Genomic DNA, 14,018 nt, shown 5'->3' with positions numbered 1-14,018 from the left:
CTATGCGCAATGTCCGCAATGGGTCGGTTAGCGACGGTCTGATTTCGACCGCCGCTATGCATAGTGCCTTACTGGGATAGCACGGATATCTCTCAGTTGCAGCAGGGGTTTCTGTCCGAACCATTTTCCTTTGTTCCAGGGCTGAGGGCTGCGGATAGCGATGATGCTCATGACAAGCCAGCAGTCATTCTGGTACCAGCCTTTGGCCTGTGTTGCGTCAGACACATCACAGGCAGGCATGTGCTGAGGCATTAACTTGAATCAGGCCAGAGAGTACTCCATACCAATCACTGCCGGATCAAATGCTTTGCGACTGAAAATACGTCGCACCATAGGCGCGAAGTGCTCTAAACCCGGGGTTGGATATTCGGGATCGAAGGAAGCCTGATCCCATCGCTCACAGAAATCCACACAGAGCGAGTAACAAGGGTGGTCCTTGTAACGGTCTCGTTCGTTGCGATCTCTACCAAAGTGGTGAGCGTAATAGAAATTCTGGAACAGCCCATGATGATGAAGTACCCAGGCAACCTCCCCGCGCACGTAGGGCCGAATGATTGAGGCCGCAAATTGAGAGTGGTTGTAAGGAGCCAGGTCATCACCGATATCATGAATCAGTGCACCGACAATCATTTCCTCATCGGCACCATCAGCTTCGGCCCGCGCGGCAGTTTGCAGCGAATGTTCGAGACGGTTGACCTTGTATCCCGTCAAAGTCGAGGCAAGCCCTCGCAGCGCATTCAGAATACGCTCCGGTAATCCTTTGTTAAATTCACTCTCAAGATGCTCAAGGAAATGATACTCCTCAAGCGTTCCATCTTTCATACGTATGAATTCGACCTGGTCCATATCAGGCGGCCTCCTCGGGCCTACGATTCCGCTTATTGATCTCGCTCAAGCGCTCACGCGGTCCATCAAGATCGATATAGCAGCCTTGCAGATGGCGATGCCCCTCGGTCGGGTCGTAACTGGTGCGCCCATGGAGCACCCGGCTGTTATCGAACAGCATCAACTCTCCCGCTTGCAGGCGGAATTTCACTTCGTAATCGGGATGGTTGAAAAGCTCAGCCAAACGCTTTCGTGCCAGGTGAAAAGCCCTCATGTCACTGGCATTGAGCAACGGTAAGCTATCCAGCCGTGGGCTGTAATGCACGCCGAGAGTATGACCCGACTCGTCCGTTTTTATCATGGGTCGTCGGGTAGTCAGCTCCACGCCTTTGTCAACGAACCGGAAACGGACCGGCGTGTTCTTAAGCAGGAGGTAACCTGGCAGATCTTCCTGCATCAACGTGTCGACCACCCTGACGCTATCCACCAAGGTAGACAGACCTCCAGTGGTTTCGTTGACCAGGCAGTGGAGCAGTTGAATACCAGGCACAGGATCGCGGTAGGGATTATCCGTATGCGGACCCAGCCGGACGCTGCGATAGGCTAGATCGTTGGCCTGAGGTTTCGAGTAAACCTCGAAGTACTGGCCAAAGTTGGTCTCCTTTACGTAGCCGAATTTGCTGCCCACCGCCAGCACCTGCTCCGGCGTATTCGGAACATGGGTGAGCACGATATAGCCGTACTTGAGGTACGCCGTAAGTGCAGCCTCGAATGCAGTGTCATGGCTCAGCGCGCGCCAGTCATGCCGCACCAGCTCCTGATCGAGATTGTTTCCCCAAGCAACAGCAGAAGGAGCATGATCGGCGTCGACAAGCTCCGCCAAGAGCGTGTCTGTGGAGTAAGTCGCGCGGTGGCCGTCGCTGAAGGACAGATGCACTTGCGACGAAGACTTCATCTGTACATCGATCAGACGAATGTCAGCATCGATGAGGTGAGAATCAAACAGGCGTTGCTGAGTGATGGGATCAGTGGAGTCTGGGTCCTGAGTTTTTTCCCGCAGCCAAAGCGCAGGCACATTGTATTCGCCTTGCCCAGTGAGCAGCTTGACGGCCGGCGGTGTCCGTTGAATGTTCAATTCGGAGGCGTGCATGTTGCAAATCCTAGAGATTGAGGGTGCGGTTCATTCTTGTAAAAAAACGAGGCGGATAAATACTGTAACCCGCGCATACCCGCCATGCAGTTTTCTAATGACTTCGGTCAAAGTCCGAAGTACGCACGAGAAGCGCTTGCGGCGTCTTTACCCTCATAAGTCGTCACGCCCTCCAGCCACTTGGTGAGCCATTGTGGATTGTTCTTGATCCATGCCTTGGCCAGAACAAGTGGGTCTTTTTTAGCCAGTACACCCACCATAATTTCGCTCTCCATATCGGTGTCGAAGCGCATGTTGCCAATCAGCTTTGCTGCATTCGGGCAGCGTGTCGCGTAGTCCGGTGACGTTACGGTGTAGACCTTCGCAGCACCGTAATCTGGACCAAATACCTCATCGCCGCCGGACAGGTAGGTCATTTTGAAATCAAGGTTCATAGGATGTGGAGCCCAGCCTAGGAAAACGATGGGTTTCTTGCGCGTTATAGCTCGCGAGACTTCCATGCGCATTGCCGCTTCACTGGACTCGACCAGCGTGAAATCGCCTAGGCCGTATAGGTTGTTCTCGATCATTTTCTTGAGCGCTGAGTTGCCCCCGCTCCCCGGTTCAATACCGTAGATTTTGCCGCCGAGTTGCTCCTTAAACTTTGCAAGATCCTTGAACGAATGCAGCCCCTGCTCCGCAAGATAGGTTGGTACTGCCAGCGTGTATTTCGCACCCGTCATGTTCGGCGGCTCATGCTTGAGCAGCCTGCCTTCGATGACCAATGGCATGACGGTGGGATCCAACGAAGGAGACCAGTAATCTAGAAACGCATCGAGTTTGCCGCCCTGAATTGAACTAAGTGCAATTGGTACCGCGACCATCGTTTTGCTCACGGAGTAGCCCAAAGATTCAGCAACCGCCATGGTGATGCCATTGTTGGCAGCGTTATCCGCCCAGCCGAGATCCGCCAGGCGGATCGCTTTGCACTGAGCCGGATCAGCGGCGAAAGCATTAATCGAAGAAAAAGCCAGCCCGGTAAAAACCACGTACAGCAACGCTTTGCGCATGAAAAATCTCCGCATACCCGATTAATCGGCGGTGTTATCTGAGATTGGCAGCAAGCGAAATTGTGTGTGAGGATGACCGAGCAGTTTTTGTTATAGCCGTCGGTTCCGGCCCCACTCTAACCAGCAGATGGCAGCGGGGGGGACCTACTAACCCTTATAGGATCCATGCAAAAATCTTATGGAAGATAACCATCGTAGCCTTCCGGCACTGAAGGCTCTCATAGCATTTGAAGCCGCAGTGAGACTTGGCTCCATGACTGCTGCGGCAAAAGAGACAGGCACGACCCAGCCTGCCATTTCCCAACAAATCAGAAGTCTGGAGGAAGTGGTGGGCGGCGCGTTACTTGATCGATCAGGCAATCGGGTGCAGCCCACGCAGAGCGGTAAGCGATTTCATGACGACATCTCCCCATTGCTATCAAATCTGCATTCGGCAGTAGATCGTGTTCGCGCCAGTCTCACCCACAATGTTCCTTTGATTACTATCGCCGCTAACTTCGGCTTCTCGCACCTTTGGTTACTTCCGCGATTGCATGTATTGCATAACGAATTCCCTGGCCTACGCTTTCAGGTTCTTCCTGTCGACGCGTTAGACAATTCCAATCTTTACGAAGTAGACCTTTCCGTCAGTTTCGATCGGCGAAATTCAGCCCTCGTGGGCGAGATAATGCTGGCCCCAGAAAGTGTCTTTCCTGTGTGTAGCCCCGGTTTCGCACAAAAACACAATTTGGGATCTGATGTCACGGAGCGCGATTTACGATCTGTCGCTTTGCTGCACATGGACGAACGCAATCCACGATGGCTGGACTGGACAAGGTGGTCCCTTCTTGCGGGGTTTGGATCAATGAATGGTCAAAGTAGCTTCACTTACAACAATTACCCATTGCTGTTGAATGCCGCAATTCAAGGCCAGGGCCTAGCTCTGGCATGGGGAGTTTTAGCTAAGCAAGCGATACTCGACGGTCTTCTTGTACCGTTGGGACCGACCGTAATGCGCGAGGACCACGGATACCTCTTGCGAACACGACACCGTAACAACTCGGTCGTCATGCCAATCATCGAATGGTTTAGGTCATCCATGGCGGACCTTCAATGTGAGCGTAAATCGAACCGCTGAGACTCAACGTTGATTTATCAATGACCGCTATCGGCCAGAAGCGGACATAGACGATGCTGTATCTAGCATGTGTTTTCGACTAAGATTTGGCTCAGGAGATGGCATTCCTCCTTAACCGCCTCCGGCTGATGATGCCTACGTACCCTGGAAAGGGCCGTAGGCTATTGCGCGCTTTCCAGTATTAACCCTCTCTTCTGGAAAGCCTCCATGTACATTTCTTTGCTTGCCGTCATTATCGGCGGATCTCTCGGCTGTGTTGGTCGGTGGGTCTTGTCGATGAAGCTCAACCACCTGCTTCCGAACCTGCCGCTAGGCACTCTGCTGGTCAACTTGATCGGCGGATTCATAATCGGAATGGCGATAGCGTTCTTTGTCCGCTTTCCGAATCTCGACCCAGCCTGGAAGTTGCTGATCACTACGGGTTTCTGCGGTGGGCTGACGACCTTTTCAGCATTTTCTGCCGAAGTGATGATCATGCTCCAGCAAGAACGCTTAGGATGGGCTGCGGTCACCATAACGACACACGTGCTGGGCTCATTGACGATGAGCTTCGCCGGCTATTACGTGGCTACAAAGCTCACGTAGACCGCAACAAAAAGGCCCGTCTGTTACGGGCCTTTTTGGCTGTGGGATTCGCCCATTGGGCATCCCTATCCTGGCGAATCTAGATTTTCTGCTGCTGTTCCTGCTGCACCTGATCTTTAGATTTGGGTAGGTAGCGATCCCTTGTCGACGTACGCTTCTGGCCGCTACCTGTCCCACGGCAAAGGCAGCTTTAATTTCGGAAACCGACACTATCACCTGGGCTTCGGTGAGATCTACCTAACAGGGGGCGATCTCAATGTTCAAGCACCACGCTACTATGAATCTGCAGCAGGTCAGTAAGCCCCCTTCGGTCTAGATCAGCACCGGCAGACGCAGATCCTGCCGGCGATGGAGCTGATCGCTAGCATACTGGCAGCGGAAGGTCGACAAGTCATCAGCCTGCTTCAGATGAGCCTGATAACCCAAACGGTTTTCGCTCGGGCTTGCGCTTGTTAGGTACAAATTGAGTTGGCTAGGCACAAACTGGCTCTGGCTTAATAGAACATTCCGTCGCGGTAGGCAGGATAGTCAGTCAAGTGAAGTGAAGTGGCCGCTTCTGCTGCCTTGTGAAGAGTGTTCAAATGATGGTGTTTGATCTACTCCTATTTTGTTTTTCGCTGATCGACCCTCAACGTTGTTACGGCCTTTAGTTTTGGCGGAATACAGAAGTTTGTCGGACTCTTGCAATGCAGCTAAATAGCCGTCCCTGTTAGGTGAATCAGTTACCGCCACTCCGGCACTCACAGTAATATGGCCTATTGGGCTGCCAACATGCGCAATAAGTGCATTTTCGACACAGCAGCGCACTTTCTCTGCAACTGCTAGTGCACCCGCCAAAGACGTCTCAGGTAGTAGAATCACAAATTCTTCACCGCCATAGCGCGCCGCAAGGTCTCCAGGACGATTTATGGAGCTGCGAATGATCTCTGACACCTGTTTAAGACAGATGTCACCTTGAATGTGTCCATATCTGTCGTTGTACTGCTTAAACCAGTCAATATCAAGCAAGATTATTGCGATGCTGGAGCTATTTCTATTGGCCCGGCTCCACTCCTTCTTAAGAGCGGCATCAAAGCAACGTCGATTTGCTAGGTGGGTCAGACTGTCAGTCAGAGCAATGATCTCAAGCTCATTTCTGGTAGTATTAAGAGCGCTTTCGGCAAGGATCAATTTTTGGACCTGCCAATACAATAAAGCCCCCAGTGTAGCCAAGGCCAAAATCATGATACCCACAAGGCCTAAGGACCTATATGCATAGGCCCACCAAGGAGCAAATACATGCTCGCAGGACACACCAGCAGCAGCAACTAAAGGTAAGCCGGATACCCGCTGATATGCATATATTCTTTCAACATTATCCACTACAGATGTGACTACGGCAGTACCATTATCGCTCCGTGGTAGGTAGCGCATAAATATATCGCCCCTGGCTACATTGGTAGTTCTAAGCGTAGTCAGCGTCGGTCTTCGGGCCAATAAATTGCCATTGTTCATGGCAAGAAAAATCACACCTTTTTCGTCCACGTCCATGCGCTCAAAAAACGTCTGGAAATAGGCAACAGGCACCGTGGCTAAAGCCACTCCAGCAAACGAGCCATCAGGGGCGTTTATGCGCCGGCTTATTGGTATGACAAGCTCTCCTGTAGTGCGACTTTCCACAATTGAACTCACATGAATTGCTTCATCAGGATTGTCACGGTGATAACTGAAATAGTCGCGATCAGCATTGTTTTTTGTAATAACACCTTTAGAAAACGAATTCGCAATCCAGTTGCCTTGGGCATCGAAGAGAAAAAGCCCCTGAATTCCTTCTATGTTTTTCACCTTTTGAGCCATCAAGCTCGAAAGGCGAGTGTGTTGATCCGGCGCTAGACCATCATGCTCCACTCGCTCAACCAGGTCGCGAAGCGTATTGTCAGCTTGCCGTACGGTATCCTGGGCTAGTTGGTCGGTAGCTCGAACGATGTTGGAAACGGCAATTTTGGTGGTTGCAAAGCGCTCGCGCTTGGACTGATTCATCTGCCAACCAGTAGCCAGGATCAGCGATAAAGCGACTAGGACGATAAAGCCGATCAAAGCGTTTGTGAGCATTGAGGGGGCAAGCCTCTTTGACATGAGGTGTAGAGGCTTCATAAGGAAGTCATCAATTTGGCGGTAGATTGTTAGAAGCAGGTTTCGTGCCGTTTACTCCGAGTTCCACGTTGGGTACGTGGTTGTAATGATGAGATTCCGGATGGCGCGGGCAATTTTGAGTGGAAGCCCTTACTCTTATGGCGTTCGAGAGTGCTGGAGACCGAGATCAAGATGCCGGACAGGACCAATCTTGTCGTGCTGTAAGCGTGGTGTACCAATACGGCGGGATTCAATCGTGATAGCCAAATTAAATCGGGGGGCTGGCCTGAAGTCGAGCCCGTCCTATTGATGCCATGAAGCTAGCACTACCCCGGCGAGCGTAGCGTTGCAAGCTATTTTTGGACCTTTGCTGCGCCTGCCGGGGTAGGTGTGCTTTGCGTGAGCCATTGCATGCTGGGGTTAGTCTCACCGCTGTCGTTTACTATTACTGAGAGGGGACGAAGCGGCGGGTCAGCTGCAGGTAGTGACAACCCTGCACCGGTCACCGATAAATGAATGCGCAGCTGGATACACGGGAGCTGGGTGCACGGTCTAGGATTTGGCTACGGTCTCTGACCGAGCGTGGGATTGATGCACTGCTAGCAATGCCAAGTTGAGACGTTGCTAGACCCGGTTCATGGCATTTCCTTTCGCGGAAAGCGCAGGCTTGAATGCTCGATCAGAAGTGAGCCAGCGCTTGAGGATCAGCTAATAAAAGGGGACCAACCGTCGTGAATTCAGCCAGTCTAGTAAGTGGGTCGAGCGTTGAGGTAGAGGCCGACAACCTGGAAAAATTGATCAACGCCTCACGGCTTCGCGAGATACTGCGAGTTTTGAGGCAGCGTGGACGTACGTTCGCCGGTACACCCGGAAGTGATGACAACGGGCAACTGCGACCAACGTTCAGATACGATCCGAGCAAAATTATGTCCGCTGAGGAACCCCGGCATGCGCGCACACATCTGTCGCGATTCCGTCTGGGTTAGAAGCGCACCGGAAGGGGGGTCGGCGAAGACGTACGGAGGGATAAAAACGATGACACAAGATTCGGCAAGCGGCTCCCGCGTCCGCTACAGCTATGTCTTGGTGGCGGACCTGGACCACAGCGACGAGCTGCTGGGGCTGTTCGAGCACAAACACGACGCCGAGCGCATCTGCGCGGCGGCTAGGGACTATCATGCCAACCGACCGAAACAGGCTCAGTGGTCGCCTGGCACCCCAGAGGCAGTCGCTGCCAACAATAAGGCCTGGGATGACTGGTACTACTCGCACCCGGCCGGCGCCGATAATGCGCACCGCTGCGTGGGCTTTCACGTCCATCCTGTGCCCTGGATCAATGTCACCGCCTGGGAAACGCCGGCCTGAGCGGCGCGCCGGAGGATTCCAAACAGGACATCTGGCCACATGTCGGGTAGATTTCGACGATCAGCTCACGCCAATCAACCCGCACGCCTTGGTGTCGTTTGATGACGAGGCTGTAGTTAAGCAATTCGTGCGGATTTCAACCGACTACCACGCGCGCCAACCCGGTCCGGACGACCTCGAAGAGCTGCGCGAATGGGTGGTGGGCCATCCCTCTGCGCCGGTGGCCGGGCTCTTCAATCGTTTCGAGCCGCATCGCGTCCCGCACTTCGAAGCCGGACCTAAGAAGCCTCACGGTATCGGTTGATTCGTCCAAGGGCGAGATTGACCTGAATGGCTGCAATTGGCCGCTCAGTAACCGCTGCTCCGATTAGCCATCCTCGTCCTTCCATACGTGGAGTAATTATCATGCCCATCACTGCTACCAGCAGCCGTCAGCCGTGGAACCAAAGAAATTGGTCGGGCAGAATCCACGCTCCGATTGAGTGACATCTGGGCCATTCGAGTAAGGCTACAAATTGCGGAAAGAACCCGAGACCTGGGTCTCTTCAATCTCGACATCGACTATAAGCTTCGAACCTGCGGCTCAACCAAGCTCCGCGTGCGCGATATTGCTCATGGTGAGCACGTATTGTCATAAGCCATGGTGGCTTAGCAGAAAACGTAGCGGCCTGTCCAGTTTGAGACCACTGAGCAAATACGGCCTGCTCTCGCAGCTTGGATACATCGGACCCAGCTACGCACCGAGGACTGCCTTTTCCTAGCCGGCTGCCTACTTGAGACCATCTATCCACTCTTCAATACGGTCGCATCGTCAACGGCTGGTTGAAAGCAGTGGGACTTGATCCAGCCATATAAGGCACTCACATTGAGACGTACGAAGGCATCACTGGTCTATCGCAGGGCGAAGAACCGCATTTTTCTAGAATTCGATTAAATCCATAGACTATTGTGTGACTTATGAATACCGACGAGAGGTTCTAAAGCCGTCCCGTCCACTCTTTTTGTTCGAGCCAAGTAGTATCACCATGGCATCATTATATTAGGTGCATCACTGACCGACAGGCTATGAATGGATCGCGAGTGTTCGAGATCGCTTACACGAAGTGCGAGCTCGAGTGTTTGATCATGATGGCTGACCGGCTATCACGGAGCGATGCCTAATGCAGAGATCTGCTTCGCAGAGCGATTGCTGATCGGGCATAAGCCCTCTGACCCGGATCTCACATTTGAAGCGCTCGCTAGGTCAGCGGGCATTAAACTCGTCCACTTTTAATATTTATCGAACTGATCGGAGGCAACGCCCTGCTTGCTGAGGTGTTTGTCTAACAGTAGGTGACCGTCGCTCCGGCCGGAGCAACTTTTGGAGGTGACAGTTCTGCCGAGGCTTTGACAGGGATAGCTAGTCGTTCACCTGCTTATGCGGTGATCGCGCTATGCTGACAGTTGGGTGGCAAACTGCTCGACTGCACCTACAACCTTCTGTGCCCCATCTCGAATCTCAACAATGACTTTTCCTGCCTGGTCGGCGAGTGCTAAACCATGCTCAGCCTGATGGCGACCCTGCTCAATGAGCGTTACCGCATCGCTAGCGAGCTCTTGGTTGGTCTTCACTACGCCAACTATTTCCTGAGTCGCACGACTTGTATGCGAAGCGAGCTGCCTCACTTCATCGGCAACGACCGCAAAGCCGCGTCCTTGCTCGCCTGCTCGAGCAGCTTCAATAGCCGCGTTTAACGCTAGCAAATTTGTTTGTTCTGCAATGCCGCTAATGGTTTTGATTATGCTGCCAATGACTTGCGATTGATGATCTAGCGCTTCAATGCCTTTTACGGCTGATTGCATTTGATCGACCAAACGATTCATCACTTGGACCGTTTCCTCTGCGACCTTGGTTCCCTGCTTCGCACTGATATCAGTTTGTTTTGACGTATCATAGGCAACACTTGCGGCGGTCGCTATTTCTTGCTCGCGGTTGACTTGCTCGGTGATAACCGTTGCGAATTTCACGACCTTGTACATCTTACCGTGTGCATCGATGACAGGGTTGTAGGAGGCTTCCAACCATACCGTTCTGCCGTAGGAGTCTATCCGCCTAAATCTTGCTGCGATAAATTCTCCGCGGCGAAGACGCTCCCAAAATTCTTCGTATTGTTTTTTGGTGGCGCCCGTGTGATCGCAGAAGATTTCGTGATGCTTGCCCTTAATCTGGTCAAGGTTATAGCCCATGGCATGCAAAAACTGATCGTTAGCGTCAAGCACCAACCCGTTCAAGTCGAACTCAATCATTGCAGTTGAACGGCGAAGCGCCTTAAGCAAGCTATCATGCTCACGGGAAGTTTCTATGGTGCGTGTTAGGTTGTTGCAGTAAAGCGCGAAGTGGTCGACTTTTCCGCTTCGGTGGCAGAGTGGCTGTAGTATACCTCTAAGCCAAACTTCGCCGCCCAAATTATTTGATAATCTTAGAGCACCACTATAGTGTTCGCCTTTTGAAATGGCCTGAATAAAGAGGCGACTCATCTCTTGATTTTTTACGTGGACAGGGATCAGGTCGATTATTTTTTTTCCAATTACTTGAGTTCGGTTAAACCGGACTTCAGTCTCGAAGTTGGTGTTAACAGAGGTGATTTTTCCATCAGGAGACAGTTCGATACCAATCATGTGGCCGTCTAGGCTCGTCCGCAAGGCGGACATCATTGATAGCTGATTTTCGAGTTCGACGACGCGCTGCTTAAGCTTCTTGTTGAACATTGAGGGCTGCCTAGGCGATTGGGGTTTCAAAGCTATCGCCACTCCATGTGATTACTTGAGGCTTTTCTACGTGTTTCAGATAGACGCCCATAGTGATCAGGAATTTGCCTGAATTGAAGGGGGTAGGAGTCGGGACCTTTTGGTCGCTGTCTAGCGGTAAGCCAACCGACAGGGGCGGCTACTGGCCGGTCTAGCCTACCGCCAACGGCAGCTTTGGGTCGGATAGCGACGGCACCGCAGCCGTCGCCAAGCCATCCGGCTAAACCTCTGTCTGCTCGGCCATCTCCAGAGCGTCGTCTACCTCGATGCCAAGGTACCTGACAGTGCTTTCCAGCTCCGTACGGCCCATTAGGAGCTGTACGGCCCTGAGGTTCTTTGTCCTACGGTAGATCAGCGACGCCTTGGTTCGCCGCAGGGTATGGGTTCCGTACAAGGCGGGGTCCAAACCAATCGCTGTCACCCAGGCTTTGACGATCCGTGCGTACTGTCGGGTGGAAATATGCTCGGAGTGGGCAAGCCTACTTGGGAACAGGAAGTTGTCGCTTCGAAGCTTGGCATGGCGTATCCAAGCCTCCACCGCTGAGCGTGTCTGCTCTGTGATCTCAAACTGCACCGGACGATGAGTTTTTAGCTGCATCACGATAGCTCTCGGCGAGACGTGCTCCCCGTGGGCTATATCCCGCACCCGCAGCCTGGTGAGGTCGCAGGCGCGCAGCTTGCTATCGATTGCCAGGTCAAAAAGAGCCAAGTCCCTGGTTTTCTCCGCAAGCTGGAGTCTGACGCGGATAGCCCAGATATCCCTAATCCGGAGCGGGGCTTTCTGACCAACGAGCTTTCCCTTGTTCCAAGGCTCGTGGCTAACGACTGCTATCGCTTTCATGGCTTGTTCTCCTCAGTGAGGGAGTACAAGCATGGGCCTGACCATGGGACGGAGCTATCCGACCCGTCAGCCGGCCGCTGAGCCGGAAAAGGCCAAAAGCAGACTCATGATCCGTATCGAAGACACGCAACCGGGAGAACTTTCGCTGGCGGGAGCCGCTGTGTATGATCAGAGCGGGCTGATGCTGCCCGCCGCTCGCTCCTGAAAAGGAAAGGTGAAAGCATTTCTTCTCCCCAAAATCTTGTCGCAACTCTTGAGAGTCGAGGTTTGGCAACGCGAGCACCAGAATTCCTCGGCTACAGGAGTAACGATGTTTTCAATCGAACAAGCCAAGCAAATGGCCAAGAGGCTGCGTGCCTCGCTTGAGGCCCGCAATCAAGAGACGTCTCAATCAACGGCGCTTGAACTGATAGCACATCAATTGGGTTTCAAGGACTGGAACACCGCATTTGCGATGCTACCCCATGAACCGGTCCAACTCGACATAACCTTCGACAAAGCCATACCGATATTGCGGATTTTCGACGAAGCCAAGGCACGCGAGTTCTACCTTGACTTTCTAGGGTTCAGCGTCGAATTTGAGCATCGATTCGAAGCAGATTTGCCGCTATACCTGGGAATCAGCCGAAACGGCCTACAACTACATCTTTCCGAACACCATGGCGACGCTAGCCCGGGTTCGACCGTCTTTGTCCCAATGAAAAATATCGCGCTGCTGCGTGAAGAATTGCTGGGCAAACGCTATGGATACGGACGGCCAGATATCGTTCAGCAAGGCTGGGGGCAAGTACTGGAAGTCTATGACCCATTCGGCAATCGAATCCGGTTCTGCCAAAGCTAATCCTAGTTTGCGGGCTGGGGAAACCTAGTCCGCTTTGGGTCGAACGCCGACACCAGTCAAACATTAAGGGATTTGGTGTGTCAGGTACCTGAGGCAGAAGTACCCGCCCCGGATACCTGATCCCGCGTCGGGACAGCTGAAGTCAGGCGGACGGCTGCTTCAGTCGTTCCAGCACGGCGGCTGCACTCTGCTTGCCGGGTGTGATGCCGGCATTCTTCAGGCGCTCGTCGAGATCAGCACCCGACGCCTCCTTGGCCAGCTGCTCGGCAGCGTCCTGAGTCGCCGTTTGCTGCTGCAGGCGCTGCTCCATCCGTGCGAGAGAGTCAACCGCGGTCTTCATCCGGCCATTTGCCTGTCCGCTGGCCAGGGAGGCGTTCGCCCGGGCGCTGTGGGTGACTTGGTGCGCCTTCGCAACCTGGATACGCTGCTCCAGCTGCTGGATGGTGCCGGCCGAGGTATCAAGGCTGCCTTTGATGGAGGCGATGGTGCGGGCATAGTCCGCAGCCATGCTGCGCTTCGCCTCGAGGGCGGTCTCGGTGCGTGCGATCCGGCGTGCTACCTCTTCTGCCAGGTCCTGCGCGCCTTTCTCAAGGGCGGCGCGGGCCGCTTTCTCGTCTTGCTGGATAGACGCCTCCAGCTGCTCGATTTCGCGCTGCACGAGGGTCTGCTGGCCCATGAGGATGGCCAGCTCGCGCTTGCCTTGATCGATCGCTGCCCGAGCATCGCGGATTTCCTGGTCGATGATGGTGGTCGCGTTGGCGTCGATCACCGCGGTACCGGCCTCGGTGACCTTACCGCGGAACAGCGTGACGAGTTTGGAGAGGATGGAGGGGCTGGTCATAGGGAGTCCTGCTGCTTGAAGAAAGATTGGAAGGTCGCGGCCGCGGTTTGCACGTTGGTTGCCAGCGTGAAGATTTCGGTCAGTACGGTGGCCAGGTCGGAGCCGGCATGCAGCGAGCCATACATGACGTAATGGCCAGCGCCATCAGCGTCGGTCTCGAGGCCGATAGCGGAAAGCGGGAATAGGCTGCGGGATGAAAGGACCGCAGCATTGAAGGCCCGGGCGTCGCTGACCGCCTCAGCAGGCACGAGGGCCGAGTCGACCACGACTACGTCGTTGACGACAGCGATGTAGATCTCGAGGTCGCCCATCGCCGGCAATACGACGCGAATCGCGTCTTGCTGGTCCAGAAGGGCGACGTCGAAGGCGAAGCTGCTGACAGAAACGCCAGATGCCAGCGCGGCGTAAAGCGTGGAGGGGGTCCAGTTCGGTGAGGGCATGCATCGCTCCTTGGCGGTGGCAATTTGCAGCGTGGCGCTGCCAGAGCCAAGCTTGCCGCCTCCCG

Annotated in this window: 13 protein-coding genes, 2 pseudogenes and 1 riboswitch; of the genes and pseudogenes, 6 read left to right on the top strand and 9 right to left on the bottom strand. The window is 53.8% G+C overall.

All coding sequences use genetic code 11. The features are described 5' to 3' along the window. Positions 1 to 261 precede the first annotated feature (261 nt). The 3 genes from PVZ77_RS23705 to choX all read right to left on the bottom strand — a co-directional run bounded on the left by PVZ77_RS23705 (position 262) and on the right by choX (position 3,024). Complete coding sequence (locus tag PVZ77_RS23705) at positions 262 to 846, bottom strand: HD domain-containing protein (RefSeq protein ID WP_273808306.1); 585 nt, start codon at positions 844 to 846, stop codon at positions 262 to 264. Between the two features lies 1 nt (position 847). Then, a complete protein-coding gene (locus tag PVZ77_RS23700) occupies positions 848 to 1,975 on the bottom strand; it encodes a TauD/TfdA family dioxygenase (RefSeq protein ID WP_273808305.1) in 1,128 nt (375 codons plus the stop codon). A 107-nt stretch (positions 1,976 to 2,082) separates the two neighbouring features. Next, positions 2,083 to 3,024 carry a choline ABC transporter substrate-binding protein gene (choX, locus tag PVZ77_RS23695; RefSeq protein ID WP_273808304.1) on the bottom strand — a complete coding sequence of 314 codons (942 nt, stop codon included), beginning with the start codon at positions 3,022 to 3,024 and terminating at the stop codon, positions 2,083 to 2,085. Positions 3,025 to 3,202: 178 nt separating this feature from the next. On the opposite strand from choX, the gene PVZ77_RS23690 reads away from it, so the two are divergent. Continuing rightward, positions 3,203 to 4,141 (top strand): LysR family transcriptional regulator, encoded by a 939-nt coding sequence (locus PVZ77_RS23690; protein WP_273808303.1) that lies wholly within the window; start codon positions 3,203 to 3,205, stop codon positions 4,139 to 4,141. 85 nt (positions 4,142 to 4,226) lie between these two features. After that, positions 4,227 to 4,286, top strand: a riboswitch (Fluoride riboswitch). A 62-nt stretch (positions 4,287 to 4,348) separates the two neighbouring features. Beyond that, complete coding sequence (crcB, locus tag PVZ77_RS23685; RefSeq protein WP_273808301.1) at positions 4,349 to 4,726, top strand: fluoride efflux transporter CrcB; 378 nt, start codon at positions 4,349 to 4,351, stop codon at positions 4,724 to 4,726. A gap of 528 nt (positions 4,727 to 5,254) precedes the next feature. Here crcB and PVZ77_RS23680 read toward each other — a convergent pair. Next, positions 5,255 to 6,859, bottom strand: coding sequence for a sensor domain-containing diguanylate cyclase (locus tag PVZ77_RS23680; protein ID WP_273808300.1), 1,605 nt, complete (start codon positions 6,857 to 6,859; stop codon positions 5,255 to 5,257). A 1,014-nt stretch (positions 6,860 to 7,873) separates the two neighbouring features. Between PVZ77_RS23680 and PVZ77_RS23675 the strand changes: the two genes are divergently transcribed. Next, a complete protein-coding gene (locus tag PVZ77_RS23675) occupies positions 7,874 to 8,203 on the top strand; it encodes a hypothetical protein (protein ID WP_273808298.1) in 330 nt (109 codons plus the stop codon). Positions 8,204 to 8,330: 127 nt separating this feature from the next. Further along, complete coding sequence (locus PVZ77_RS23670; RefSeq protein WP_273808297.1) at positions 8,331 to 8,507, top strand: hypothetical protein; 177 nt, start codon at positions 8,331 to 8,333, stop codon at positions 8,505 to 8,507. Positions 8,508 to 9,634: 1,127 nt separating this feature from the next. On the opposite strand, the pseudogene PVZ77_RS26255 reads toward PVZ77_RS23670, so the two are convergent. The 3 genes and pseudogenes from PVZ77_RS26255 to PVZ77_RS23655 form a co-directional block, all read right to left on the bottom strand. Beyond that, positions 9,635 to 10,072, bottom strand: a pseudogene (locus tag PVZ77_RS26255) (methyl-accepting chemotaxis protein); the annotation flags it as partial. Positions 10,073 to 10,174: 102 nt separating this feature from the next. Beyond that, positions 10,175 to 10,861: pseudogene (locus PVZ77_RS26250) on the bottom strand (PAS domain-containing protein); the annotation flags it as partial. A gap of 349 nt (positions 10,862 to 11,210) precedes the next feature. Beyond that, positions 11,211 to 11,831, bottom strand: a complete 621-nt coding sequence (locus PVZ77_RS23655; RefSeq protein ID WP_273808295.1) for a tyrosine-type recombinase/integrase — start codon at positions 11,829 to 11,831, stop codon at positions 11,211 to 11,213. A gap of 31 nt (positions 11,832 to 11,862) precedes the next feature. Between PVZ77_RS23655 and PVZ77_RS23650 the strand changes: the two genes are divergently transcribed. Next, positions 11,863 to 12,036: a hypothetical protein gene (locus PVZ77_RS23650; RefSeq protein ID WP_273808294.1), complete on the top strand. Its 174-nt coding sequence runs from the start codon at positions 11,863 to 11,865 to the stop codon at positions 12,034 to 12,036. Positions 12,037 to 12,141: 105 nt separating this feature from the next. Next, positions 12,142 to 12,672, top strand: coding sequence for a glyoxalase superfamily protein (locus PVZ77_RS23645; RefSeq protein WP_273808293.1), 531 nt, complete (start codon positions 12,142 to 12,144; stop codon positions 12,670 to 12,672). A gap of 142 nt (positions 12,673 to 12,814) precedes the next feature. Here PVZ77_RS23645 and PVZ77_RS23640 read toward each other — a convergent pair whose 3' ends face one another. Then, positions 12,815 to 13,513, bottom strand: a complete 699-nt coding sequence (locus tag PVZ77_RS23640) for a PspA/IM30 family protein (RefSeq protein ID WP_273808292.1) — start codon at positions 13,511 to 13,513, stop codon at positions 12,815 to 12,817. Beyond that, positions 13,510 to 14,018, bottom strand: a 509-nt coding sequence (locus PVZ77_RS23635) for a DUF2170 family protein (protein WP_273806375.1), incomplete at its 5' end; no start/stop codon positions are given. The genes PVZ77_RS23640 and PVZ77_RS23635, both read right to left, overlap by 4 nt.

This window comes from Pseudomonas sp. SHLD1, assembly GCF_028640935.1.
Lineage (GTDB): Bacteria > Pseudomonadota > Gammaproteobacteria > Pseudomonadales > Pseudomonadaceae > Chryseomonas > Chryseomonas aestiva.
This window is presented reverse-complemented; position numbering and strand designations above follow the sequence as displayed.

Coding starts and splice junctions, on each gene's coding strand:
- PVZ77_RS23640 (WP_273808292.1), bottom strand. CDS start 13,513: ATGACCAGCCCCTCCATCCTCTCCAAACTCGTCACGCTGTTCCGCGGT.
- PVZ77_RS23700 (WP_273808305.1), bottom strand. CDS start 1,975: ATGCACGCCTCCGAATTGAACATTCAACGGACACCGCCGGCCGTCAAG.
- PVZ77_RS23680 (WP_273808300.1), bottom strand. CDS start 6,859: ATGAAGCCTCTACACCTCATGTCAAAGAGGCTTGCCCCCTCAATGCTC.
- crcB (WP_273808301.1), top strand. CDS start 4,349: ATGTACATTTCTTTGCTTGCCGTCATTATCGGCGGATCTCTCGGCTGT.
- PVZ77_RS23690 (WP_273808303.1), top strand. CDS start 3,203: ATGGAAGATAACCATCGTAGCCTTCCGGCACTGAAGGCTCTCATAGCA.
- PVZ77_RS23705 (WP_273808306.1), bottom strand. CDS start 846: ATGGACCAGGTCGAATTCATACGTATGAAAGATGGAACGCTTGAGGAG.
- PVZ77_RS23650 (WP_273808294.1), top strand. CDS start 11,863: ATGGGCCTGACCATGGGACGGAGCTATCCGACCCGTCAGCCGGCCGCT.
- choX (WP_273808304.1), bottom strand. CDS start 3,024: ATGCGCAAAGCGTTGCTGTACGTGGTTTTTACCGGGCTGGCTTTTTCT.
- PVZ77_RS23655 (WP_273808295.1), bottom strand. CDS start 11,831: ATGAAAGCGATAGCAGTCGTTAGCCACGAGCCTTGGAACAAGGGAAAG.
- PVZ77_RS23675 (WP_273808298.1), top strand. CDS start 7,874: ATGACACAAGATTCGGCAAGCGGCTCCCGCGTCCGCTACAGCTATGTC.
- PVZ77_RS23645 (WP_273808293.1), top strand. CDS start 12,142: ATGTTTTCAATCGAACAAGCCAAGCAAATGGCCAAGAGGCTGCGTGCC.